Consider the following 23,378-nt stretch of genomic DNA (forward strand, 5'->3'; position numbering starts at 1 on the left):
CGTTAGGATTCCATGGCTCGTTCCTTCGCGCCAAACATGCTCGGCCCACCTATCTCGCTAGATTGCAATAAGACCAATATGAAACTTGGAGAGACAAAGATACTCAACGCAAGGGCCAAAAAGCTTGCAATCTTTTTGGCTCACGGAGAACGTTGTTGGATTTGCGGTGAACCAGTTCTGTACAAAGATGCGGAAGTTGAGCACCTGATCCCAGATTCTTTCCAGAACAAGCCAAACGAACTAAAGCAAGCATTGAAGTATCATGAACTGGATAGTGGTTTCGACCTTCAAGAGTATGAAAATCTGAGAACGGCCCACCCTCGGTGCAATCGGACGAGGGGTGCGAGAAATGTAAATACGTTGGCTGTATCTCAAGAGCTACGAGCGGGAAAAAGAGCCGCAGAAAAGGCCAGAAAATTCGTTGAAGATCGATCGAACAAGAGAGTTGTGGAACTAGCCGAAGGATTGATCGAGCTGGCTGAAGAGCGGGGTTTTTCTCAGGAGGCAATCAATCTTCTACAAGACTTCATCGTGGTTTGTGAAAGTACACTTGGCAAACTGAGAACCCCAGAAAACAAAGTGACTCCAATCAAATGGATATCCGGTCAGTTAGTTAAGGGACCTTACGGCCAGGGTGTTTTCATAGGAAGCGACGATCCCAGATTCAGCCCCTGCCCAGCATGTGGAGTACACATGTGGAACGGCGCTCGGTGTGCTTGGTGCGGTAACATTGATGACTGATCCGAGACCACATGCGTCGCGACTCTAGATCGGCGTTCAGCCCTTTCTGAGCTAAGTCATTGAAAGAATCCAACTTTCCAACCCGCATAAGGCACTGAAAAGAAACATTGAATCCTAAAGGTCAAAGTGCCAAAATGGAAACAGGGCGGCGCACCCCGTCAAGAATGAACCGCCCTGAAGCTTACTTGCTCTTACGAGCTTTCGACTTTTTCACGGTTTCGACGACATGCGTATTAGGCTTGCGTCGAGCCGTGGTGACCGAAGTAAAGCGACCAGTGATCGCGCTACGTCCGATCTTACGTGTGGACTTAGCCATGGGCTTTCACCTCCTTTCCCGGGCCGTTGCCCGCCGCGTTTCAGGCTAGGGCTTGCGGTAAGAAGACGCTTCCACGGCACATATGGTACCAGTGCGGTCTATACTGAGTCGAGTCTGGTTGAGATCCCGCGGCCACTGACGGCAACTTCGGTCTGGAAGATGCAGTTGCTCAAGTTGTTGAGACACAGCCTCAGATTGTAAGTCGTCGATCGCACTATGATGAAGAAAGCACAAAAAACGACATCAGTGTCGGTAAGCCAAGATACAAGCTTTCCTCATGCCAAAATTTCTGCCAAAAACGCAACATGACAAAAGACGACGAAGTTCACTCACCCGATCGGATCAGGAGCATGCCGGTGTATGCCAAGTACGGCGAGGCTAGCCGTGCAGGTTTCCAGGCCGTTCCGGATTTGATCTTTAAGTATCAAAATGAACTGGGTGTCAGTGCAACCGAACTGATTGTTTTGTTGAACATTACGATGCATCGATGGGCAGTGAACGACCGCCCATTTCCATCAGCATCGACAATTGCCAAGCGCATGGGCGTGAACGAAAGGACAGTGCAGCGCAGCTTTCGTAATTTGGAGAAGCTTGGCTTGGTCGAACGCCACAAGGTTCCGGCAACAAGGCATCGGGGCAAACGTACTGAGTTTAACCTCGAGCCACTCGTGCGTCGGTTAAACGATATGGCGCCAAGAGATACCGACTACCTGTACCGTAGTCGGTTGGAGGGGCGGGAAGCCGACCGGGGTCCACACCCGGCCGGTAATTCAGCATTGTAGCCTGATCGGCCTTCACGGTTTCCATATCCGTGAAGTAACTTCAAAGCTGTTTCCCGCCCTTCGCCTATCACACAGCGGCGCAACGCGCTATCCAATTCATCTCGTCCCGCGTGCCTAACGGTCATATAGCTGCCCCATTTCCAATGCTGGCCGCGCGCTGCAGGTAGCCCAACCAAACCCGGCGCGCCGAGTGCTCTCTAGCCAACGAGACCTCCGACCCAAGCTGAAACCGCCGCGCCCATAGACGTGATGTGATCCGCATGCGTATGGCCAGAGACGCGCTTGCGCGGCTTTAGATCGTGATCGCCGTCTTCAAACCAACGCAACTGGATCGCCGATGACAGCTCGTACTCGCTGACTTCATCCTTCGAGCCAAACTGGTCGCGTGTTCCCTGACAAATCAGTATTGGGGTCCGTAGGTGTTGCAGGTGTTCAGTGCGAAGCTTGTCGGGTTTTCCAATCGGGTGAAACGGGTAGCCCACGCAGAGCAACCCGGCGATACGGTCCGCTTCAAACAGTGCATCAGCAATCATGCTGGCGACACGCCCGCCCATGGATTTTCCGCCTATGATCAGCGGGCAATCGACATGGAGCGCGTCGATTGCGGCTAGGTACTCTGAGTTCAGTTTCTCGGCGCGTGGTGGGGGCTTCCTGGTGCCCTCAGTTCTCCGGTTTGCCATGTAGGAGAATTCAAACCGAACAACTCTTAGACTCTGTTCGGCAAGAGCTTCCGCGATGGCGGTCATTGCAGTTGAATCCATCGGCGCACCGGCGCCGTGCGCAAACAAGATGGTTGCGCTTGCTGATTTTGGTCCAAGCTCCAGGAATTCGATCGGCATGGGGTTTCCTATCAACGGCTCAATGGGGCCAAACGGCCGGTCCGGAGTGCTCGCGACGATGGCAGTTTGGGCAAAGCGCAACGGCGTTCTCAACCGTGTCAGCGCCGTCCTTTGCAAGTGGTATCTTGTGGTGGACTTCGAGATAAGGCGTCCTATCGGACAGGCGGTTGAAGGGGGCTGGTTCATGACATGCTTCGCAGATGCCATTGGCGCGGAATAGCACCTCCGCGATAACGTCTGGGTTTCGCTTGAATATCGTTGTTGTCGCCTTCTGCTTCTCTGGCTGCCGTGGAGCTTCAGCAAGGCGCTTCCGTCGCACCTCTGGATCAAGCTTCATAGACTGTTGAACTTGTTCATCCAGGGATGACTGCGCCGCGGTTGCGGCCGGAAGGTCGCCCAAACCGTTTGACCAATCGACCAGCTCAAACCATTTCGAGCCGTCGGTTTCCGTGTGAATTGCAAACAGAAAGAAGCGACCCCAGTAGGTAAATTTTTCCTTATCTGTACCGCGCACAAAGACGAGAACTGGATTCTGGGGGTTATTGATGATCGCAGCGTTGTCTTGATAAGTCTCTTTAAAGGTCCCGCTAATCGCTTTCATGAAGTATTTAAGCTTTCGGCCTCGCTCGATCCATTCATTAGGATAGGTGCCGCCGCTTAGAGTGGCTTTTATTGCAACGAACTCTGCCTCTCCAACATTATCGAATACGGGCAGAATTCCACCACTTCTGAGGTCATAGCTGCCACATATGGCGTGTATCATATGCGTTGGGTACGTCTCTCCAACCTGCAAGCCGTCTGCATCAAGGCGGTCAGCTAGTTCGTTCGTGAATCTCATCTCGAATTCAGAGATCAGTTCAGTAATTGTCTTCAGTCCAAGGCGCGATTGGTTGGAAAACACTACCGTGTCGGAGGCACCTTCGAGGAATTTGAGAAAGTCATACAAATTCCCGGTGTGTGTGAATGCACGAGCCCAGGCTCGGTAATTTCTAGCAATGTTCCGTACTTTTTCGTCGCAATCGGGGTGCTCGATCGTTGGATCGAAGAAGACGTCGCAGACAAATTCGATGGCTTCAGAGACAGACATGAATGACCTTTTCAAGACCCCAGGACGCTTTGAGTTCTGACCATGCCCGCCGGCCAGGATCGGGTAAAGTCTCGAATAAGGTCGCCGTTAAGCGCCGCGCGGTACGTACCGAAGAATGGTGGCCCTTTTGAACAACTATTGAGCCAGTGGCACTGGCAGCGTCAAACCCTGCAAACACGGCAAACCGAGGCCACCCCACCCCATGCACGGCTTCCCCCGTTGCCAGGTGCGCTTGCGCGCTCTCGGTCCGCCCTCTCTCGCTGTTTTCCGCGAGCCAACAAGAAGAAGGCACGACGAACCGTTCTAGCCCGCTGAAGCGTGCTGTGAGCTCTTCTCCAATCCGCGAATCGCCCCGCTGAATGAGTGACTAAAGCGGCCTATTCGAAGGATCTTGGAGCGGCACACTTCTGTAGTGTTCCCAGACAGAGCCGGCTGAAGCCAGACCATGTCGGACGAGAAATTATGTTTTTGATCAGGAACTTGACCAGAGGTCCGGTCCGATGTCCGTTTATAAAAGCCAAGGTTAAGTGGGTGCTCGTTGCGCGGCAACCATCCCGCGTGCGGCCGTTCACTTCCTGGGTAACGCAGACCTGAAACAGGAAAGGGAAACCAATGTTTCATCTCAATCCAAACGGCCTGGCCATAACTCGACTGGACTCTTCGGCACTTGACGCGGTTGAAGCCCTGCAATCGGTCGATGGCCTTTACGTAGAGTCGGGCGCCGTCCAGGTGATGATCTTCCACGAGCGCATTGGACAGCTCGGTGGCCTCAGCACTGATCGGTGCGGACAGTACCTCCTCGCGTCCGCAGTTTCTGGGCGGATCACCGTCGAGCGCCTTCAAGAGTTGGGTTTTCGCTACGCGACCCGCAATGACGGCTCTCACTACTGGTATCGTCCTGGTCACGTGGACTTCCACGGCCTGTTCAAGGCCCTGGGAGAAATCACAAGAGTCGTCATCTGACACGCGGCTCACCCGCAGGACAGAAGATCGCAAAAGATTACGGGCCGGCATCGACCGGCCCGTTTTCTATTTTCCGGTCAGAAGTTCTGGCAGGGCCTCATGAGGCCTCGTAGCTGGCGTCGAACAACGGTTTAGCGCGCTCGAAATCGGCTTCACTTGAAATCGTCACTTCAAGGTCGCCGGTGCCGAAGTGACCGATCTTTCGAACATCGCGTGTGAACCCGTCCTGCAGGTCGACGGTGTCCGGATTAACCTTCAAGTAGACCAGCACCTTGCCGGTCTGAGGCCGAACCTCGACGCAGGCGAAGTTCTTGATCCGCCGAAACGCAAAATAGAACTTAAGGGTTTTCTCCTGAACGTCGTCCCCTAGTGCCAGAAGATAGGCCCTTACCGCTTCAAAACGGTCCTTCAGCCCCTGGTCGCTCTGCGCCAGATATTCGCTTGCAGTCTTGTACACCGTGTTGCCGGGCTTCGGCTTGCCGTTGTCGGGTAAGGTGGTTTTCGTCGGCTCGGCCGATGCTGCAGTCAGCTGCTCCAGAAGCAAAAGATCGTCGCCAAAGCGCAGGTATCGGATCAGCTCGATGTTGCGGTTCATCTGATTGACGGCATGTGTGTCGTACTTGGTGAAGTCCCCGGCGATGCAAATCAAACGCGGCGCTGACCACTCGATCTGATCGGAGACCTCCTTGCCCAGAGTGTCCATCACCAGGATCCGAAAATCGGCCTGATGGTCCATCAACCAGTCGAGGTAGAACAAACCTTGGTTGATGACGTTTTCGTTTGTGCTGCGCTTGTACTCGATGATGACGGGACAGTTGTTTTCGTCGATGCCAAGCGTGTCCATGCGGCCGCGATTGGACGTTCGGTATTCGGACGCCAGAAAGCGGACCCCCAACAGCGGCTCCAAATTTCGCTCAAAGATATCCTGCAGTGACTTTTCGAGCGCCACTGCCCGGCCGTCGAGTTCGTCGACCGAATTCGCCCCGAGCTTGAAAAGCTTAATGTCTGCCATCGCCTCAACACGTCCTCAAGAATCTCGTTTCCCGCTTATTGCTTTTGCGGTTCTCACGAACACCTTAGCCGGGCTTTTCGTTTGAAAAAAGGCGGTTAGGCGGTGACCCCACCCCATGCACGGCGATAGACGTGTGGGCGCCTCAGGCTTCCCTCGGTCCACCGTCTCTACCGACCTACTTGGAACCATCTGCACGGGTCTGGAACATCACCAGCTAGTGTCGGCTCCGAAGACACGTTCGAGGCAACTAACTCTTTAGCCGGTGATCCTGCAGATCCCGGCTCATGCGCGCGCACGCAGGACAGCACCGGACAAAGCACGATAAGTATCTGATAATGATTGTTTTTTCGAGATTTCATGCTTAAGTTGAGTTGAGGCCACAGGAGGTCTCAATGCCATCACTTCGTTTCACCAAACGCGCCGTTGAGGCGCTTCCTCATCCCCAAAAGGGCCAAGTCCTTTACCGTGACGAGCTACTCCGCGGGTTCGGAGTCCGTGTCGGAGCTCAGTCAAAGGTCTTCTATGTTGAAGGTCAGGTAGCAGGTCGTACACGCCGCGTAACCATCGGGCGTGCTGACGCCGTACCGGTGGATGAAGCGCGCAAGCGGGCACTAGGCATACTCAGCGAGATGGCCGCCGGTGTCGACCCCAACGCCGAAAAGCGCCGGGTGGCGCAGGAAAGCCTGACGCTCGGCCAAGCCTTTGATCGATTCTTTGAAACCCGCAGCAGTCTCGCGGACAGCACCCGCGAAAGCTACCAGCGTACTGCAGACCTTTACCTGAAGGACTGGAAGCGGTCCTCAATCACCAGCATTACACGTCAGATGGTGCTCAAACGCCATCAGCGTATCGCCAAGGAACACGGCGAAGTCACTGCGAACAATGTCATGCGGCATCTACGGTCCGTATATAATGTGACCGCTGCGGCGCATGACGAATTCCCGCCGAACCCGGTCAATATCCTGACCCAGGCACGCGCCTGGTACCCGGAGCGGCGCCGGCGCGGTGCAGTCTCTGCAAATGATCTGCCGGCTTGGTGGGCGGCCGTGATGGAAGAGCCTGACTACGCACGCGACTTCCTGCTGATCGCGCTGTTTACCGGCATGCGGCGGAATGAGATCGCCGCCTTACGCTGGGAGCAAGTGAACCTGGAAGAGCGCGCGTTGCATATCCCCAGGACCAAGAACGGTGATCCTCTCGACCTGCCGTTGGCCGACTATCTGGTAACCCTTTTGCGCAACCGGAAAAAGCAGGCTGGTCGATCGGCCTGGGTCTTCCCGAGTACGGGCAAGAAAGGCCACATCGTCGAGACCAAGAAATTCACCGCGCGCGTTACGGAACGGAGTGGTGTCAACTTCACCCTGCATGACCTGCGCAGGACATTTATCACTATCGCGGAAAGCCTGGATATTCCGCACTACGCCTTGAAGCGGCTCCTGAACCACCGGCTGTCGGGCGACGTTACCGCTGGTTACATTGTAAGCGACCTGGAGCGGCTGCGCGGACCGGTTTCTTTGGTGGCGGCCAAAATCCTGCAAGGTGTGGGAACTGAAACTGCACAGCCCAAGCGCAAGGCCGGTTAGTTATTCTGAGTTGGCTTTTGGCGCATTTTGCAATCTAAAACAGTGGCTTATTGACAGTTTTCAGCCAGCAGTATAGCAAGGACCCAACCTAGGAGAAAATGCCCTAAAGGCGACGTGACACTCGCTAAGGCCGGTGAGCTTAGGCCGGATCTAGGTCGGTGGGATCGCAAGCGTGGTGCTCCCTTAAACGAACGTCAAGTGCCCGCACAGCGGGCCAACCCAAGGCCGTAGTCATTTCCTGAAATCTCGCCTGATCGGCTCATGGACTCTGTCCTGCCGCAGGCCATGAAAATGGAGATGGCCCATGGCTGTACTCAACCACACCTCTGCTCGCGCAGAAGACCCCTCTAACGGCTGGATGACAACGGCGGACGCCGCCGAGTACCTGGACGTCAAAGTAGGTACGCTGGAAAAGTGGCGGTATCTCAAGAAGGGGCCGCGCTACTACAAGATTGGCGGCAAGCGGGTTCGCTACCGCAAATCTGACCTGGACGCCTTCATAGCAGGAGGCATCCATGACTGACGAAATCCCTCGCATCACAATGACGTTCTTTACGGTGATGGTCATTGCGCATGACGTCCGTGAGAAAGCGATCATCAACGAGGGCGCTCTCTCGAAGTTGACGGTCACCAGCAAAGAGTACTGGGAAGAGCTGCGCGTGACTGGACGTGGCCCCAAGTACTGCGAGGACCTTGGGCATGTTTGGTACCGGCTCGCCGACGTTCAAGACTGGCTAGAAGAAAACATCTTCAAAGATCGGGAGGTGCGCCATGACTGAGCATCCTGTGCGCCTCTCCGACTCCATGTCCTCACCTGCTGGTGCGGCGATGGAATATGTGAAACTGGGTTGGGAGCCGCTTCGGCTCCCCCCTCTTAAGAAGTCGCCTGCCGGGAAATGGAAAGAACCCCGGGAATGGACTGAGGCCAAAATTCAGGCTGCCTTTTCTGATGACAGCAACGTAGGAATCGCGCTTGGCGAGCGTTCCAGTGGCTTGGTCGATATCGACTTTGACTGCCGCGAAGCCGCTGAACTCGCCAAGATTCTGCTCTTTGAACTCCCGAGCTTTGGCCGGCCTGGGTCACCCCATAGTCACCGCATCATAAAGGCTGAACTCAAGAAAGGGCGCTATACCTTCGAGCTTCCGAAAGAAGCTGCGACCAAGCTGGGCGCAGACCGTGCCATGCTTCTCGAGGTACGTGGCGACGGGCATCAGACCATGTTCCCGCCGTCGACCCATCCGAGCGGTGAGAAAGTTCAATGGCACATTGGCGCGATCTCGGTACCGCTGGTCGAACCTGAAGAGCTTCTGAAGCATTGTGGGGTAATCGCTACGCTATCTGTGGTTTCGATGGCCTATCCGATTATTTCGGGGGAGCGGGACGAAATCGCTATGATGCTGGCCGGTGTTCTGGTGCGCGCGGACTTCGAAGACGAACTGATCGACGACTTGATCGAGTGCGTTGCAACTCTTGGAGGAGATGAGGAAGCCAACAAGCGCCGCGGCAAATCATCCGCGACCCGCGCCCGAATTGACGCGGGCAAGGGAACGTGGGGATTGCCTGAACTTTGTTCCCGCCTGGGGATCGAAGAGGCAGAGCCGGCGATGCGCAAGTGGCTCGGCGTCGACGGCGTCGCAAAACGTGGCGTGCGCTCGGACCGGCCGGTTATCTTCATCCGCGGGGGCAACCTGCCTGCGGAGGTGGATGAAGCAGAGGCGGCCCTCCTCGCCGCCGGTCTTGGCGTTTATCAGCGGGGTGAAAGCCTCGTGCGCGTCGTGCGCCTGCCGCACAGCGAGGGTGATGACGGCGTCAAACGCCCTAGCGGCGCGCTGCTTATCCATCCTGTTAGTGTGGCCTGGCTGCGGGAGAAATTCGCGATCTCGGCAGTCTGGATGAAACACGGCAAGGAGGAGCCTTACCCCATCAATCCGCCCACTGAACACGCGCGAGCCCTGCTGGCGCGCGTTGGCGAATGGCGCGCACCGGTACTGCGGGGCGTCGTGTCCTGTCCCACGATGCGGGTCGACGGTACGATCCTCCAGGAACCCGGATATGATGTTGCGTCTGGCCTGCTCTACGATCCCGGGGGCGTGGTGTTTCCCCAGGTCCCCGAAACGCCGACCCTTGCGGATGCGCAAGAGGCGATGCGGACTCTGAAGAAGCCGTTTCGCGAGTATCAGCTGCCGACCCCGGCCGACTGGTCGGTGCTGTTGGCTGCGGTGGTGACTTCGGTGATTCGCCGTGTTTTACCGTCCTCTCCGCTGTTCGCGATCGACGCACCGACGGCAGGTTCGGGCAAAACGCTGATGTGCGAGGCTGTCGGTGTGATCGCCTCCGGCTACAAGCCGACCATCATCTCGCAGGGGAAAACGCCGGAGGAAGACGAAAAGCGCCTGGCGAGCATCCTGATGGCCGGGGACGCCGTGTTGGTAATCGACAACTGCGAGCGCCCGCTCGGCGGCGATACGCTGTGTTCGATGTTGACGTCCGAGGTGATCGCCTCGCGGATTCTCGGCAAGTCCGAGATGAAACAGGTTCTTACCAACGTTCTGGTCATGGCGACAGGCAACAACCTCGAAGTCGTCGGGGACCTGGGGCGCCGCACCTTGGTTTGTCGCATCGACACCGGCGTTGAGCGGCCGGACCAAATCGACCATTCGTTCGAGCTGATCGATGAGGTTCTGGTAGACCGCCCGCGCCTCGTCACGGCGGCACTGACGGTGCTGCGCGCCTATGTCGTGGCCGGCAAGCCTAATCGCATGATCCCCATGGGGTCCTTCGAAGGCTGGAACTTGGTCCGCGAAGCCTTGGTCTGGCTCGGTGAAGAAGACCCCGCCGTTACGCGCGAAAGTGTCATCGCGGATTACCCGCGGAAAAACGAGCTCGCCGAGCTTTTTGAACTGTGGGCTGAAGCGCTTGGTGGACGCTCGGTCATCTTGGCGGAGTTGGCGGACGAGGCAGCCAAGTCTCCTCGTTCGAAAGCAGCAGCGCTGCATCAGGCTCTGGCGGAGCGGACCTATAAGCAGGTCTTCAATACGCGCAGCGTCGGACGCTACCTGTCAAAGCACAAAGACCGCCTTGTCGGCGGGCGTGTCCTGCGCTGCGAAGATGACCCTTCGGGTGTGAAACGCTATCGGCTGGAAACCCCAGGGGCACCGCCGGCCATCGATGCACCGTTCTAAAAGGTCAGTCATGACACACCGGTGGGGTCGGCATTGCCGGCCCCACTGGTTTAACGGGTATGCCGGGTTTGTTTTGCCTGCCATCGCACGCGGGCGGCGCTAACCCGGCTAACCGGTCAAACCCTGTCACAACCGCGCCGGCCACTTTCGGCTACCCCGCGCCGATGTTCTCCATCCAGCGTCGGATTGCTTGCATTGCAGATACGTTGGTTTCGTCGGCGTCGATGCCGTCCAGATCGGTGCGCGCATCTCCGATTGTGCGTCCGGCCTCCACGCCTTCGCGCCCGTGCAACCGATTGTGCAGCTAGGTCTCAAGGCCCTGACGAAGCTCGGGTCGTAGTTACTCTGGGTGTTCGAGAAACACGATGCGCCGCCCGAGTTCGCGCAGGCGGTCGTCTTCGAGTGTTTCGACCAGTTCCGCGCGCTCACGCCAAGACGCGACCTGGAAGGCCTGCATGCGCCCCTTGTCGGCCCGGCTGGGGAACCCTTTTACATCCGCGCTTCGACCACGTCAGCGGCCGGCCAGGGCGGGTAGCGCTGGGCTAGGCTGTGGCCCACCCGCAGGGCAAAGGGGCCATCCTGGACGATCTGAGAGGCTCTGCGGGCGATCTCACCTGCGGGCAACCAAAAACAGGTCCTGGCTCCGCCAGGCATCTGGCACCTCGCAGAAAAATATGTCTAAAATAGCTCCAATAGAGGGGAGAGGTTGATCTATGCAGAGGATGTCGGCGCGAGATGCGAAGAACGCATTTGGGCGGCTTATCGATACTGCAAGGGCAGAACCGGTCGCAATTGAGAAATACGGCAGGTCGGTCGTCGTTGTGATGGCAATCGAAGAGTTTGAGCGGTTGACGGCGATGGCCAAGGAACACGCTGCGAGCGCGGTTCACACTGGCCGTGCAAGTCAGCAAGACTGACTAATCAGAACAACAGACCGGACAAACCGGCAGGAGACTAGACGACATGGCAAGCCACTCGGACCTGGCGAACTTGATCTGGCAGATCGCGGACCTCCTGCGCGGGCCCTATCGCCCGCCCCAGTATGAGCGCGTGATGTTGCCGCTTGTCGTTTTGCGTCGCTTTGATTGCGTACTGGCTGACACCAAGGACCAAGTTCTGGCGGAGTATGCCCGACGCAGTGGTGGCAAGCTGGAGGACGACGCCCTTGACCGCCTTCTCAATCGGGCCGCCGGTCACCGGTTCCATAACCGTTCGCCGCTGGATTTCCAGAAGCTGAAAGGTGATCCTGACAACATCCACAGTCACCTGACGAGCTATATCAACGGGTTTTCGGCCAACGTTCGCCGTATCTTCGAATACTTCGAGTTCGGCGTCGAAATCGAAAGGATGCATGACGCGAACATCCTTTACTTGGTTGTGAAGGAATTCTGCGATGTCGACCTGCACCCTGACAGGGTGCCGAACGACCAGATGGGCCTCGTATTCGAAAACCTCATTCGACGCTTCAACGAACTGGCCAACGAGACCGCGGGCGATCACTTCACGCCGCGCGAGGTGATCCACCTAATGGTCGACCTTCTTTTAATGGATGCCGACGACGTGCTCAGCAAACCTGGCACGGTCATGCGCATGCTCGACCCGGCATGCGGCACTGGGGGCATGCTGGCCGAGGCGCAGCGCTACATGCGCGATCACCACAAGGAAGCGAAGCTTTACGTCTACGGCCAGGACTACAACAAGCGGGCCTTCGCGACGGCCGCATCCGACATGCTCATGAAGCAGGTCGACCACAACGGCGGCGGTGAGAACGTCCAGTACGGCGACAGCTTCACCGACGACAAGTTCGAGGGGCAGACCTTCGACTACTTCATCGCTAACCCGCCCTTCGGCGTGGACTGGAAGAAACAGCAGAAGGAAATCGTCCGGCGGCACGAGAAAGCCCCGCAGGACAGCCCGTGGAGCGCTGGCCTGCCTCGCGTGAACGACGGCTCCCTGTTGTTCCTGCAGCACATGATCTCGAAGTTCGAGGACTTGGAACCCAAGGCGCAGAAGTATGGCTCGCGGGCGGCCATCGTGTTCTCGGGCTCACCCCTATTCACCGGGGGCGCAGGCGGAGGCGAAAGCAACATCCGCAAATGGATCATCGAACGCGACATGCTCGAGGCCATCGTCGCCCTGCCGGAACAGATGTTCTACAACACCGGGATCGGCACCTACATCTGGATCGTTACCAACAACAAGCCCGGTCATCGCAAAGGCACCATCCAGCTGGTCGACGCCCGCGAAATCTGGATGCCCATGGGCCGCAGCCAGGGCGACAAGCGCCGCAAGATCGGCGCAGGCAAGGCGCCCGAAGGGGATGATCGCCCGGACGAACCAGATCAGATCGCCGAGATTGTGTGCCTTTACGGCGGCTACGCGCAGAACGCCAAGTCCAAGATCTTCGACAATGCCGATTTCGGCTATACCCGCGTCACCGTCGAGCGTCCGCTGCGGCTGCGCTACCGGATGACTGTCGAGGACAAGGCCCGCTTCCTAGACGCGGCACCGCATCTTCTCGACGACATCCAAGCGATCGACCAGGCGCTGGGGCGCGAGCCGGAACTGGACTGGAACAAGGTCTGGGGGAGCATTGAGAAGCTGTTGAAGAAGCGCGAGTCCCGCTGGCGCGCGCCTGAGGTCAAGCTGTTCCGCAACGTGTTTACCGAGAAGGATCCGGACGCCGAGCGGGTAAAAGCAGGCAAGGGATTCGAGGCCGACCCCGACCTGCGCGACTTCGAGAACGTGACCCTGAAAGAGGATATCGACGCCTATTTTGCGCGTGAGGTTCTGCCGCATGTGCCAGATGCCTGGATGGACCGGAGCAAGGACAAGGTCGGCTACGAGATCAACTTCAACCGCCACTTCTATCAGTTCATGCCACCCCGCAGGCTGGTCGACATCGACGCGGACCTGAAGAAGGCGGAGGACGAAATATTGCGCCTTCTGCGGGAGGTGACGGAATGAACGTTGTTTCCGCCACAGCCGTTCTGCCCGATCAGTGGATCCTCAAGAAGCTGAAGTATGTCGCTCGGATGGCCGCTGGTGATGCGATAACGTCCGCCGAAATTCGCGAAGAAGGTGAATATCCCGTCTTCGGCGGAAACGGCCTCCGCGGCTACACTGACCGCTTCAACCGCGACGGTGATTTCGTTCTCATTGGTCGACAGGGAGCACTTTGCGGGAACATAAACTACGCCTCTGGCCAATTCTGGGCTTCCGAGCATGCGATTGTTGCGGATGTTCAAGGCAACGCAGAAGTTCACTGGCTGGGTGAGCTCCTCACGTTTATGAACTTGAACCAGTATTCGCAATCCGCAGCGCAACCCGGTATTGCCGTTGATGTGATTGCCAACCTTCCAATCCCGGTTCCGCCAAGATCCACCCAAAAGGCAATTTCGCGGTTCCTTGCTGCCGAAACCTCTGACATCGACGGCATCATTGCTGCCAAACAGAAGCTCCTCGACCTGATGGCCGAGAAACGGCGCGCTATCGTTGCCGAGGCCGTCATGCGCGGCCTCGACCCTGACGCGCCCCTGCGCCCATCAGGTATCGACTGGCTTGGCGATATCCCCGCGCATTGGGACTTCCGCCGGGTTGCGACCCTGTTCTCCCAACGTGACGAGCGCAACGAACCTGAACTGCCCTTGCTGGAGGTCTCCATCAATGCGGGCGTCGCCGTCCGTGAATTTTCGAGCGACAGGATCGAAGGTACGGCTGCAGACTTCAACACCTACAAGGTCGCTCGCGAAGGCGACATTGCCTTCAACAAGATGCGCATGTGGCAGGGCGCTGTCGGCGTTGCACCTGTCGATGGCCTCGTGAGCCCTGACTACACTGTCGCTCGTGCCAAGGCAGAGGTTCTTCAAGACTATGCCGGTCAGCTCTTTCGGACAGCGTCGTTCAGCGCCGAGTGCGGGCGCAACTCTCAAGGGATCACTTGGGATCGGCTGCGCCTCTACTGGGATGGTTTCCGAGACATCTTCATGCCCCTGCCGCCACTGGATGAACAGCATCAAATCGTCGAGCACATCAACACCGAGACCGCCAAGATCGACCGCCTCCGCACCGCGACCGAGAACTCCATCGCCCTGCTAAAAGAGCGCCGCGCAGCCCTGATCGCAGCCGCCGTGACCGGCCAGATCGAAATCCCGGAGGCGGCATGAAGATCAGACAGCTCAGTCTTGCTAATGTCCGCGCCTTTGATCAGGTCAGTTTCGGATTCGATCCTGCTTTCACGCTACTTGTCGGCATCAATGGGGTAGGAAAGACAACAGCGCTTGAAACGCTTCGCATCTGTCTATCGCGTCTTGTGCCGCAATTCACCGCCAGCCGGGCAAGACCGGATGCACTTGACCTCGATGACATCCAGATAGGCGCTGATTTTCTGCAGATCGATCTCGATCTAGAAATCTCGGGTGAGGAGTATCGCTATCTGCTCCTCAAGCAGAGAGAAGAGCACAAACCTGACAAGCCGGGATCAGTCCGGCAAGACACGTTCGAAACTCCGGACAGGGAAGAGCTTTCACCGGAACTAAACGTAGAGGCCAGGGCGCTCAAGACCGCGAAATCGCAACCAGTCGCTGTTTATTTTTCGACCCGCCGCTCGCTTGTATCCGATGAACAACCGCGCTCCGGCCGCGCAAGTGGCGGTCAAGCTGCGGCTTATGCTGATGCTTTGTCCGAGCGACCGCTGCGCCTTGCTGAATTTGCTTCCTGGATGCGTGCGCAGGAGGAGCTTTCCAGCGAGCTGCCACGCGCCAGGCTTCATCTCGATGCACTTCAAAGGGCTGCAAGCCGGTTTCTTCCGGATTGCAGTGGCCTTCGTGCCGAAGTCGATGATCGACCAAGACTCTTGATCGACAAGCAGGGCACTACGCTGGATGTGCGTCAGCTCTCGGACGGCGAACGGAGCATGCTTGCGCTTGTTCTCGACCTTGCAAGACGTTTGTCACAGGCCAACCCCGAACTCGAAGACCCAATCCGTGATGGAAAGGGCGTCGTCTTGATCGACGAACTTGATTTGCATCTGCACCCGACTTGGCAGCGCAAGGTGGTTGGGCAGCTTACGGAGACGTTCCCGGCGTGCCAGTTTATCGCTACTACGCATTCGCCACAGATAATCGGGGAAGTTCCCCACGAGAAAATCCGCATCATCCGGGAAGGAAAGATCTTCACGCCCGAATACTCCTTCGGAATCGACTCGAGTCGCGTGCTCGAAGAATTGATGGAAACGGCTCCCAGGAACACGAATGTGGAGGAGCAAATCGGGATCATTGCCCGTTTGATAGCGGACGGGAAGCGGGAGCAGGCAATCGCTGCGATAGACGCGCTGTCGTCAGAGATCGGCGAGGATGATCCCGAGGTTACGAGAGCGCGTACGCTGCTCGACTTCATGGAGGATGAGGTTTGAGAGCAATCGCGAAAGGCGCAGAGCCGAACAGCCTTCTCCAGCATCGTTTGCAGCAGCATAGCAACTACGACAACTACGCCCAGAAGGACGACCTTCGCACTGCTTTGGTCGCTGAGCAGCGAGGTCTTTGCTGTTATTGCACGGGGCGTATTCGGGCCGATGGAGCATCAATGCGGATCGAGCATTGGCGATGCCAGGCCATGTTTCCGGATGAACAACTCGCCTATGCCAATCTCTTGGGTGCATGCCGCGGCGGAGATGGCGAGTCCGCAGTTGGTCACCATTGTGATGTACGAAAGGCGGATCAGGAACTGCAATGGAACCCTGCGAATCCTGAGCATGCAATTGAAGCGCGCATCCGGTATTTGTCGGACGGCAGGATTGAAAGCGCAGACGATGTTTTCAACGGCCAGCTGAATGAAGTCCTGAACCTCAACTTGGCGCGTCTTAGGAGCAACAGGAAAGTGGTATTGGACGAAATACTGAATTGGTGGCGCTCAACACCGCCGGCGCGCCGGAACATACAGGCGCAGATTGTTCGACGCACAGATGGGGCAGAAAACCTTGCTTCCTTCAGCCCCGTCGCTGTCTGGTTTCTGCGGAAGAAAGCCGGAGGGGTAGCTGCATGAACCACGCCCGACATTCGGAAGGGGCTTTCGAGACCGTCATCGAAGCAACGATGCTCGCAAATGGGGCGGTGCTGGAACCTGCGTCAGGGTTCGACCGTGATCGTGCCATCTTCCCTGAGGCCGTCCTCGACTTCATCCGAGAAACGCAGCCGAAGGAATGGAAGGCTCTGGAGGCACTTCATGGGGAGTTGACCGGCGCCCAAGTTCTTGCCGATCTGACCAAGTGGATGGACCGGGAGGGGTCTCTGGCCACCTTACGTCACGGCTTCAAGTGCTATGGCAAGACTCTGCGGGTGGCCTTCTTCAAGGCGGCGCATGGGCTGAACCCTGAGTTGGAAGCTCGTTATGCCGCCAACCGGGTCGGGCTTACACGGCAATTGCACTTCTCGAGGACCTCAGAAAAGTCCCTGGACGTCGCACTGAGTGTGAACGGCATTCCAGTAGTGTCGGTCGAACTCAAGAACCCGATGACCGGACAGACGGTCGAGAACGCTTTGCACCAGTACCGGCATGATCGCGACCCCCGCGAGCCGATCTTCGAGTTCAAGCGGCGCATGCTGGTCCACTTTGCGGCCGACACGGACACGGTGTTCATGACGACGCGGCTTGCCGGTGCGGCCACCCACTTCCTGCCTTTCAACAAAGGCGACAACGGTGGCGCCGGTAATGCGCCCGACCCCAAGGGGCGAAGCTACCGGACGGCGTATCTGTGGGAAGAGGTGCTGCAGCGAGACAGCCTTCTCGACCTCCTCGCACGCTTTATCCATCTCCAGGTCGAGGAGAAGCGCGACGACCAAGGGCGAAGGGTCAAGAAGGAAACTATGATCTTTCCGCGCTACCACCAGCTTGAAGCGGTCAGGTCGTTGGTCGACCAAGCGCTAAAAGAAGGGGTAGGGAACAACTATCTGATCGAGCACTCGGCCGGCAGCGGAAAGAGCAACACCATCGGCTGGCTTACGCACAGGCTTGCATCGCTGCATGATCATACGAACTCGCGCGTTTTCGACAGCGTGATCGTTATCACCGACCGCATTGTCCTGGACAAGCAACTTCAGGACACGATCTACCAGTTCGAACACAAGCATGGCGTTGTTCAGAAGATCGACGAGAACTCGCGCCAGCTGGCGGAGGCACTCGAAAGTGCCGTACCGATAATCATCACTACTCTTCAGAAATTCCCTTTCGTCTCTCGTCAGTTGGCCAAACTGGCTGAAGAGCGCGGCGATGCCGACGGCGGGGTCCTGAAGATGCGGCGCTGTGCGGTGATCATCGATGAGGCGCATAGCTCGCAGGGTGGCGAGACGGCGACCGACCTTAAGGAAGTTCTCGGCGGGCAAGGCCTTCGCGAAGAGGCTGCGCGAGCCATGGCCGCGAATGAAGAGGACAACATGGACGAGCTTTATCGGTCCATGGCGAAACGCGGGAGGCAAGCAAACCTCAGTTTCTACGCGTTCACTGCTACGCCGAAACACAAGACGCTCAAGGTATTTGGGCGCGACGGAAAACCCGCCCATCGCTACACTATGCGCCAAGCGATAGAAGAAGGCTTCATCCTCGACGTACTGAAGCACTACACGAGCTACGCTACCTATTTCCGGCTTCTCAAGTCGAGCGAGGACGATCCGAACGTCGAGCGGAAGAAGGCTGCACGTGCGCTGGCACGGTTCCTTAAGCTGCATCCACACAATATCGCCCAGAAGACCGAAGTGATGATCGAGCATTTTCACGCCGCGACCCAGCACAAAATCGGTGGCCGGGCGAAGGCCATGGTTGTCACGGGGTCGCGCCTGGAAGCAGTTCGCTACAAACAGAGTTTCGACCGCTACGTGAAGGAGAAGGGCTATGCGATCAAATCGCTAGTGGCCTTCTCCGGTATCGTCACAGACGACAAGTTGAAAGACGTTTCTTACACCGAGGAGGGTATGAATCTCGGCGTACGTGAGAAGGAACTGCCAGACGTCTTTGCCACTCAGGAGTATCAAGTGCTGCTTGTCGCCGAGAAGTACCAGACGGGCTTCGACCAGCCATTGTTACACACGATGTACGTCGATCGAAGGCTAGCCGGCATCCAGGCGGTGCAGACGCTTTCCCGGTTGAACCGTATCCATCCGCTAAAGGAGGACACCTTCGTCCTCGATTTCGTCAATGAACGCGATGAAATCCGCGAGGCGTTCAAGACCTACTATGAAGGCGCGGAGGTCGGCGAGGACGTCGACCCTGCCCGAATGTATGAGATCAAAGGCGAACTGGACGCCGAGGGTGTCTACGTCAGTGCGGACGTTACAAGCTTCTGTGGTGTCTATTTCAAGCCCCGCCAGCGCCAGAGCCCGAACGATCATCAGTTGATGAACGCCGCACTTGATCCGTGTGTGGCCCGTTTCAAAGAACTTCAGAAGGACAGGCCCGACGAGGCCGAGCTTTGGCGAGGTAAGCTGATGGCCTTCTGTAGCCTTTACGGGTTCCTCAGCCAGATCATTCCCTATCAAGACACGGACCTGGAACGCCTGTATGTCTTTCTGCGGCATCTTGTGACCAAGCTACCAAAGCGCGGCACCGGCCCGTCCTATCAGTTCGATGACGAGCTACGGCTCGAATATTACCGGCTGCAAAAAATTAGCGAAGGATCGATCAGCCTGAGCGACGGTCAGGCCACAAGGCTTGATGGGCCCTCCGAGGTCGGAACCGGCGTGTTGCACGACGAAGCAGTTCCGCTATCGCGGCTCATCGATGTCGTCAACGACCGGTTCGGCACTGACTTCAATCAGGCAGACCAACTGTTCTTTGACCAAATCGTAGAAGCGGCGATCTCCGATGCTGAATTGAAACAGGCTGCGGCCGTCAATCCTGGCGACAAGTTTGAGCTCGTCTTCAAGAATTTGCTGGAAGCGCTTTTTGTAGAGCGAATGGACCAGAACGAAGAGATCTTCGCGCGTTTTATGAACGACAAATCATTTCAGAAGGTCGTGACGGGTTGGCTGTCGTCAGAAGCTTATCGGAAGCTCAACAGCTCTGCGGGCAGTTGAATCTCAGTGGCAAGTCATGTGGATCAGGAAATTTCGGCTCTATTCAGACTCTCAGCCGCTTCTTCGGCTTTGTGTTTGCTTTCCCAAGTTTTTGAGAAGGATGGTGCCGGTGAAGGGACTCGAACCCCCGACCCCATCATTACGAATGACGTGCTCTACCAGCTGAGCTACACCGGCGCCTTGAGTCATCCGGAACTGGCCTCTACCGGATGAGATGGCCCATTTAAACTGTCAGCCTAAAGCCTGCAAGACCAGTTATGTCCGTTCGGGCCTTTCCCCCCTTTTCACCAGAGGTTGTCGTCGACGTATTGGGCCAATGATCAATCCAATGGGGCGAGCTTCCAGTTTGTGAAATTTTTGTAACGACGCATGAGTAGTTTTGACTCTAAACTTATTATTCTATATTTCATGAAATATGATAGAAGAGATAACCGACCAGCTGGCCATCCTTGGCCACCCACAACGTATCACCGTATTTCGCATGTTGATGCGACGGTATCCTGACACTGTTCCAGCGGGGGAACTGGCGTCGGAACTGGGGATCAAGTCCAGCACCTTGTCGAACTATCTCAACGCGTTGCAGCGATCCGGGCTGGTCAAGCAGGAACGATCCGGGACGTCACTGCTCTATTCGATTGAGATGAAGAACGTGCAGCACATGTTCGATTTCCTGCTCGTGGATTGCTGCCGTGGCCGACCCGATCTTTGCATGCCCTTGGCCAAAGGGCGCGAAACCATGGCTGACCGAAAGTTCAATGTGTTGTTCATTTGCGTGGGTAATTCTGCCCGGTCGATCTTTGCCGAATCCCTTTTGCGGGATATCGGCGGGGATCGGTTCAATGTGTATTCGGCCGGCATACGACCGTTTTCCGAACTCAACCCGTTTGCAATTCGGGTTCTGCAAGACAAGGGGCATGATACATCGGCGCTCCGCTCCAAGAATGTATCCGAGTTCTCGCGACCGGGCGCACCTGAAATGGATTTCGTCTTTACGGTCTGCAATCAGGCTGCGAACGAAGAATGCCCCGCGTGGGAAGGCCAGCCGATCAGCGGTCACTGGGGCATGGCGGATCCGGTCAAGGCAGAAGGCACCGATGCCGAGAAAAGCCTGGCCTTTCAAAACGCGTACGGCGCGCTGAAGCGTCGGGTTCAAGCCTTTACATCGCTGCCGGTTGAAAGCCTGGACCGGATCGCACTGCAATCCGCCGTTGATGAAATCGCGCGGTCGCCACTTGAGGATGCGCCATGACGACTTACGCTGTGAACGGCCTTGGCCGAATGGGGAAACTGGCCCTGAAGCCCTTGTTGGAACGGGGCGCAAAGATTGCCTGGATCAACGATGCCTTCGGCGACCCCCAGATGCACGCGCATCTGTTGGAGTTCGACACGGTACACGGGCGTTGGGATGCAGAATTCAGCTTTGATGCCGACAGCATCACTGTGAATGGAACCCGCCTGCCGTTCATCGGCACGAAAGACCTGAACACCCTGCCGCTGGATGGCGTTGATGTCGTGATCGACTGTACGGGCGTGTTCAAGACCGAGGCCAAGCTGGCCCCATATTTTGATGCCGGGGTAAAGAAAGTCGTCGTCTCTACCCCGGTCAAAGACGGCCCGACGGCAAATATCGTTGTTGGAGTGAATGAAAGCACATATGACCCCGCGACCCATAAAATTGTGACAGCGGCCTCTTGCACAACGAATTGCCTGGCGCCGGTGGTCAAGGTGATCCACGAGAATCTGGGTATCCGCCACGGGTCGATGACTACGATCCATGACGTGACCAACACGCAAACAATCGTTGATCGGCCCGCAAAGGACTTGCGGCGCGCACGGTCGGCCCTCAACTCACTGATCCCGACGACCACCGGTTCGGCCACCGCCATCACACTGATCTATCCGGAACTCAAAGGGCGTCTGAACGGTCACGCCGTCAGGGTGCCGCTTTTGAACGCCTCGCTGACCGATTGCGTATTCGAAGTTGAGCGGGCCACCACGGTTGACGAGGTCAACGCCCTCTTAAAAGCGGCGGCTGAGGGTGACCTGAAGGATATTCTGGGTTATGAAACCCGCCCTCTGGTATCTACCGATTACACCAATGACAAACGCTCCTCGATTGTCGATGCGCCCTCGACCATGGTGACAAACGGGACACAGGTGAAAATCTATGCGTGGTACGACAATGAGATGGGCTATGCGCACCGCTTGGTGGATGTGGCGCTGATGGTCGGGTCCTCGCTGTGACCCAGCGGCCCGAAGGACTGTCGGCTTATGTCGCGGTCACGGCGGCTTATTGGGCCTTCATGCTGACTGACGGGGCGCTCAGGATGTTGGTGCTGCTGCACTTTCACACCATGGGATTCTCACCGGTTCAGCTGGCCTATCTGTTTGTGCTTTATGAGATTGCTGGGATCGTCACCAACCTGGCCGCAGGCTGGATTGCCGCCCGGTTCGGGTTGACGTCCACCCTTTATGCAGGATTGGGGCTGCAGGTGGTGGCGTTGCTTGCCATGACACAGCTTGATCCGCACTGGACCGTTACCGCCTCGGTCAGCTTTGTGATGATGGTACAGGGGGCAAACGGAGTGGCCAAGGATCTGGCCAAGATGTCGTCGAAATCATCAGTCAAATTACTGGCCCCGGCCGAGGGCGGCGGGTTGTTTCGGTGGGTCGCTGCGCTGACCGGATCAAAAAATGCCGTCAAAGGGCTGGGTTTCCTGTTGGGCGCGGCCATGCTGGCCACGTTGGGATTCATGGCGGCAATCCTGGTCATGGCGGCGGTTCTGGCACTGATCCTGTTCGCAGTTATCCTGTTCATGCCAGCGGGCCTGCCGAAGGGGCGAAAAGGGGCGAAATTCTCGGAAGTATTGTCAAAATCCGCCAATGTGAACTGGCTGTCCGCGGCGCGGGTCTTTCTGTTCGGTGCGCGCGATGTCTGGTTCGTGGTCGGCATCCCGATCTATTTCTACGCCGTCCTGTCGGATGGCACCGAGGACGGCAACCGTTCCGCGTTCTTCATGATCGGAACATTCATGGCGGTGTGGGTCATCCTCTATGGCGCAGTGCAGGCCTACGCGCCAAAGATCCTTCGTGCGGCGGATCGAACCGAAGGCGATTTGATCCGCGCGGCGCGCAGTTGGGCGAGTGCCCTTTTCTGCGTTCCTGCGACTCTAACATTGGCCGTTTCGCTGTCACATGGGCCTGAAACCTGGCTAACCACAACGCTTGTGGCTGGGCTGCTGATCTTCGGAGCAATCTTTGCGGTGAATTCATCGCTGCATTCCTATCTGATCCTGGCTTTCACCCGGTCCGAACGTGTGACAATGGATGTCGGATTTTATTACATGGCAAATGCAACAGGACGGCTGATCGGCACGGTTCTATCCGGCCTGACCTACCAGATCGGAGGATTGCCACTGGTCCTCGGGACCGCGACCGTGATGGTGGCCCTTGCTGCGCTGACTTCAGGCAAACTGACGGATCAAACCTCCGAAGCACTGACGTGACCATTTCGAATGATATCTCACGGACTGGATCGCTCTTGCCATGATCGGTGGCGTTCTGATCAGAGGGGCTGCGCAAGGTTATTGAAGAACGATTGGCGAGAATTTTATATGTTTCGGCATATGCCCTCGCAAAGTTCTGTAAACCATGACGGCGCCGCTGGCTGCGGAAACCCGGTATTCTGTTAAACAATACGGTATTTTTGGTGACCCCGACAGGATTCGAACCTGTAACCTGCCCCTTAGGAGGGGGCTGCTCTATCCAGTTGAGCCACGGGGCCTTGTCAGGCTCTCTGTAACCGGG

The 23,378-nt window shown here is 57.1% G+C and carries 20 protein-coding genes and 2 tRNA genes; 16 read left to right on the forward strand and 6 right to left on the reverse strand.

Features of this window, described 5'->3' with window-relative positions:
- Positions 1–78 precede the first annotated feature (78 nt).
- Entirely contained in the window at positions 79–741 is a 663-nt protein-coding gene (locus ACR0NZ_RS08000) for an HNH endonuclease signature motif containing protein (protein ID WP_480518095.1), read from the forward strand.
- A 621-nt stretch (positions 742–1,362) separates the two neighbouring features.
- Positions 1,363–1,839 carry a helix-turn-helix domain-containing protein gene (locus tag ACR0NZ_RS08005; protein WP_480518097.1) on the forward strand — a complete coding sequence of 159 codons (477 nt, stop codon included), beginning with the start codon at positions 1,363–1,365 and terminating at the stop codon, positions 1,837–1,839.
- A 197-nt stretch (positions 1,840–2,036) separates the two neighbouring features.
- Here ACR0NZ_RS08005 and ACR0NZ_RS08010 read toward each other — a convergent pair whose 3' ends face one another.
- Positions 2,037–2,678, reverse strand: a complete 642-nt coding sequence (locus tag ACR0NZ_RS08010; RefSeq protein ID WP_480518099.1) for an alpha/beta family hydrolase — start codon at positions 2,676–2,678, stop codon at positions 2,037–2,039.
- Between the two features lie 19 nt (positions 2,679–2,697).
- Positions 2,698–3,765 carry an HNH endonuclease gene (locus tag ACR0NZ_RS08015; RefSeq protein ID WP_480518101.1) on the reverse strand — a complete coding sequence of 356 codons (1,068 nt, stop codon included), beginning with the start codon at positions 3,763–3,765 and terminating at the stop codon, positions 2,698–2,700.
- Between the two features lie 612 nt (positions 3,766–4,377).
- Between ACR0NZ_RS08015 and ACR0NZ_RS08020 the strand changes: the two genes are divergently transcribed.
- Complete coding sequence (locus ACR0NZ_RS08020) at positions 4,378–4,728, forward strand: hypothetical protein (RefSeq protein ID WP_480518103.1); 351 nt, start codon at positions 4,378–4,380, stop codon at positions 4,726–4,728.
- Between the two features lie 97 nt (positions 4,729–4,825).
- Here ACR0NZ_RS08020 and ACR0NZ_RS08025 read toward each other — a convergent pair whose 3' ends face one another.
- Positions 4,826–5,740: a DUF5655 domain-containing protein gene (locus ACR0NZ_RS08025; RefSeq protein ID WP_093032292.1), complete on the reverse strand. Its 915-nt coding sequence runs from the start codon at positions 5,738–5,740 to the stop codon at positions 4,826–4,828.
- A gap of 392 nt (positions 5,741–6,132) precedes the next feature.
- On the opposite strand from ACR0NZ_RS08025, the gene ACR0NZ_RS08030 reads away from it, so the two are divergent.
- From ACR0NZ_RS08030 to ACR0NZ_RS08045, 4 genes are all read left to right on the forward strand, one after another.
- Positions 6,133–7,323 (forward strand): tyrosine-type recombinase/integrase, encoded by a 1,191-nt coding sequence (locus ACR0NZ_RS08030; protein ID WP_480518106.1) that lies wholly within the window; start codon positions 6,133–6,135, stop codon positions 7,321–7,323.
- A 304-nt stretch (positions 7,324–7,627) separates the two neighbouring features.
- On the forward strand, positions 7,628–7,846 hold the full coding sequence (locus tag ACR0NZ_RS08035; protein ID WP_480518108.1) for a helix-turn-helix transcriptional regulator: 219 nt from the start codon (positions 7,628–7,630) through the stop codon (positions 7,844–7,846).
- Positions 7,839–8,102 (forward strand): hypothetical protein, encoded by a 264-nt coding sequence (locus ACR0NZ_RS08040; RefSeq protein ID WP_480518110.1) that lies wholly within the window; start codon positions 7,839–7,841, stop codon positions 8,100–8,102. Before ACR0NZ_RS08035 ends, ACR0NZ_RS08040 begins: the two co-directional genes overlap by 8 nt.
- Entirely contained in the window at positions 8,095–10,506 is a 2,412-nt protein-coding gene (locus tag ACR0NZ_RS08045; protein ID WP_480518112.1) for a bifunctional DNA primase/polymerase, read from the forward strand. Before ACR0NZ_RS08040 ends, ACR0NZ_RS08045 begins: the two co-directional genes overlap by 8 nt.
- 151 nt (positions 10,507–10,657) lie before the next feature.
- Here the strand turns inward: ACR0NZ_RS08045 and ACR0NZ_RS08050 are convergent, their stop codons facing one another.
- Positions 10,658–10,780: a hypothetical protein gene (locus ACR0NZ_RS08050; protein WP_480518114.1), complete on the reverse strand. Its 123-nt coding sequence runs from the start codon at positions 10,778–10,780 to the stop codon at positions 10,658–10,660.
- Positions 10,781–11,219: 439 nt separating this feature from the next.
- Here ACR0NZ_RS08050 and ACR0NZ_RS08055 point away from each other — a divergent pair, with 439 nt between their 5' ends.
- Genes ACR0NZ_RS08055 through ACR0NZ_RS08080 form a run of 6 tightly spaced genes read left to right on the forward strand, consistent with a single transcriptional unit; the run spans position 11,220 to position 19,571 of the window.
- Positions 11,220–11,423 carry a type II toxin-antitoxin system prevent-host-death family antitoxin gene (locus ACR0NZ_RS08055; protein WP_480518116.1) on the forward strand — a complete coding sequence of 68 codons (204 nt, stop codon included), beginning with the start codon at positions 11,220–11,222 and terminating at the stop codon, positions 11,421–11,423.
- Positions 11,424–11,469: 46 nt separating this feature from the next.
- Entirely contained in the window at positions 11,470–13,473 is a 2,004-nt protein-coding gene (locus tag ACR0NZ_RS08060; protein ID WP_480518118.1) for a type I restriction-modification system subunit M, read from the forward strand.
- Entirely contained in the window at positions 13,470–14,672 is a 1,203-nt protein-coding gene (locus tag ACR0NZ_RS08065) for a restriction endonuclease subunit S (RefSeq protein ID WP_480518120.1), read from the forward strand. Before ACR0NZ_RS08060 ends, ACR0NZ_RS08065 begins: the two co-directional genes overlap by 4 nt.
- Positions 14,669–15,919 carry an AAA family ATPase gene (locus ACR0NZ_RS08070; RefSeq protein WP_480518122.1) on the forward strand — a complete coding sequence of 417 codons (1,251 nt, stop codon included), beginning with the start codon at positions 14,669–14,671 and terminating at the stop codon, positions 15,917–15,919. Before ACR0NZ_RS08065 ends, ACR0NZ_RS08070 begins: the two co-directional genes overlap by 4 nt.
- Positions 15,916–16,548: a retron system putative HNH endonuclease gene (locus tag ACR0NZ_RS08075; RefSeq protein WP_480518124.1), complete on the forward strand. Its 633-nt coding sequence runs from the start codon at positions 15,916–15,918 to the stop codon at positions 16,546–16,548. Before ACR0NZ_RS08070 ends, ACR0NZ_RS08075 begins: the two co-directional genes overlap by 4 nt.
- Complete coding sequence (locus ACR0NZ_RS08080; protein ID WP_480518126.1) at positions 16,545–19,571, forward strand: type I restriction endonuclease subunit R; 3,027 nt, start codon at positions 16,545–16,547, stop codon at positions 19,569–19,571. Before ACR0NZ_RS08075 ends, ACR0NZ_RS08080 begins: the two co-directional genes overlap by 4 nt.
- A gap of 101 nt (positions 19,572–19,672) precedes the next feature.
- Here ACR0NZ_RS08080 and ACR0NZ_RS08085 read toward each other — a convergent pair.
- Positions 19,673–19,748 (reverse strand) — tRNA-Thr (locus ACR0NZ_RS08085).
- Positions 19,749–19,986: 238 nt separating this feature from the next.
- Here ACR0NZ_RS08085 and ACR0NZ_RS08090 point away from each other — a divergent pair.
- The 3 genes from ACR0NZ_RS08090 to arsJ are packed head-to-tail and all read left to right on the forward strand — an operon-like array spanning position 19,987 to position 23,077.
- Positions 19,987–20,820, forward strand: coding sequence for an arsenate reductase/protein-tyrosine-phosphatase family protein (locus tag ACR0NZ_RS08090; protein WP_480518128.1), 834 nt, complete (start codon positions 19,987–19,989; stop codon positions 20,818–20,820).
- Positions 20,817–21,815, forward strand: a complete 999-nt coding sequence (locus ACR0NZ_RS08095; protein WP_480518130.1) for an ArsJ-associated glyceraldehyde-3-phosphate dehydrogenase — start codon at positions 20,817–20,819, stop codon at positions 21,813–21,815. Before ACR0NZ_RS08090 ends, ACR0NZ_RS08095 begins: the two co-directional genes overlap by 4 nt.
- On the forward strand, positions 21,812–23,077 hold the full coding sequence (gene arsJ / locus ACR0NZ_RS08100) for an organoarsenical effux MFS transporter ArsJ (protein WP_480518132.1): 1,266 nt from the start codon (positions 21,812–21,814) through the stop codon (positions 23,075–23,077). The genes ACR0NZ_RS08095 and arsJ overlap by 4 nt, the downstream gene beginning before the upstream one ends.
- Before the next feature lie 201 nt (positions 23,078–23,278).
- Here the strand turns inward: arsJ and ACR0NZ_RS08105 are convergent.
- Positions 23,279–23,355: transfer RNA gene (locus ACR0NZ_RS08105), tRNA-Arg, on the reverse strand.
- Positions 23,356–23,378: the final 23 nt, after the last annotated feature.

Source organism: Ruegeria sp. AE3 (assembly GCF_056542225.1).

What these genes read in the sequence shown, in the direction of transcription:
- ACR0NZ_RS08005 (WP_480518097.1), top strand. Translation starts at nt 1,363, where the DNA reads ATGACAAAAGACGACGAAGTTCACTCACCCGATCGGATCAGGAGCATG.
- ACR0NZ_RS08060 (WP_480518118.1), top strand. Translation starts at nt 11,470, where the DNA reads ATGGCAAGCCACTCGGACCTGGCGAACTTGATCTGGCAGATCGCGGAC.
- ACR0NZ_RS08030 (WP_480518106.1), top strand. Translation starts at nt 6,133, where the DNA reads ATGCCATCACTTCGTTTCACCAAACGCGCCGTTGAGGCGCTTCCTCAT.
- ACR0NZ_RS08090 (WP_480518128.1), top strand. Translation starts at nt 19,987, where the DNA reads ATGATAGAAGAGATAACCGACCAGCTGGCCATCCTTGGCCACCCACAA.
- ACR0NZ_RS08040 (WP_480518110.1), top strand. Translation starts at nt 7,839, where the DNA reads ATGACTGACGAAATCCCTCGCATCACAATGACGTTCTTTACGGTGATG.
- ACR0NZ_RS08095 (WP_480518130.1), top strand. Translation starts at nt 20,817, where the DNA reads ATGACGACTTACGCTGTGAACGGCCTTGGCCGAATGGGGAAACTGGCC.
- ACR0NZ_RS08045 (WP_480518112.1), top strand. Translation starts at nt 8,095, where the DNA reads ATGACTGAGCATCCTGTGCGCCTCTCCGACTCCATGTCCTCACCTGCT.
- ACR0NZ_RS08055 (WP_480518116.1), top strand. Translation starts at nt 11,220, where the DNA reads ATGCAGAGGATGTCGGCGCGAGATGCGAAGAACGCATTTGGGCGGCTT.
- ACR0NZ_RS08080 (WP_480518126.1), top strand. Translation starts at nt 16,545, where the DNA reads ATGAACCACGCCCGACATTCGGAAGGGGCTTTCGAGACCGTCATCGAA.
- ACR0NZ_RS08000 (WP_480518095.1), top strand. Translation starts at nt 79, where the DNA reads ATGAAACTTGGAGAGACAAAGATACTCAACGCAAGGGCCAAAAAGCTT.
- ACR0NZ_RS08070 (WP_480518122.1), top strand. Translation starts at nt 14,669, where the DNA reads ATGAAGATCAGACAGCTCAGTCTTGCTAATGTCCGCGCCTTTGATCAG.
- ACR0NZ_RS08015 (WP_480518101.1), bottom strand. Translation starts at nt 3,765, where the DNA reads ATGTCTGTCTCTGAAGCCATCGAATTTGTCTGCGACGTCTTCTTCGAT.
- ACR0NZ_RS08035 (WP_480518108.1), top strand. Translation starts at nt 7,628, where the DNA reads ATGGCTGTACTCAACCACACCTCTGCTCGCGCAGAAGACCCCTCTAAC.
- ACR0NZ_RS08065 (WP_480518120.1), top strand. Translation starts at nt 13,470, where the DNA reads ATGAACGTTGTTTCCGCCACAGCCGTTCTGCCCGATCAGTGGATCCTC.
- ACR0NZ_RS08010 (WP_480518099.1), bottom strand. Translation starts at nt 2,678, where the DNA reads ATGCCGATCGAATTCCTGGAGCTTGGACCAAAATCAGCAAGCGCAACC.
- ACR0NZ_RS08020 (WP_480518103.1), top strand. Translation starts at nt 4,378, where the DNA reads ATGTTTCATCTCAATCCAAACGGCCTGGCCATAACTCGACTGGACTCT.
- ACR0NZ_RS08025 (WP_093032292.1), bottom strand. Translation starts at nt 5,740, where the DNA reads ATGGCAGACATTAAGCTTTTCAAGCTCGGGGCGAATTCGGTCGACGAA.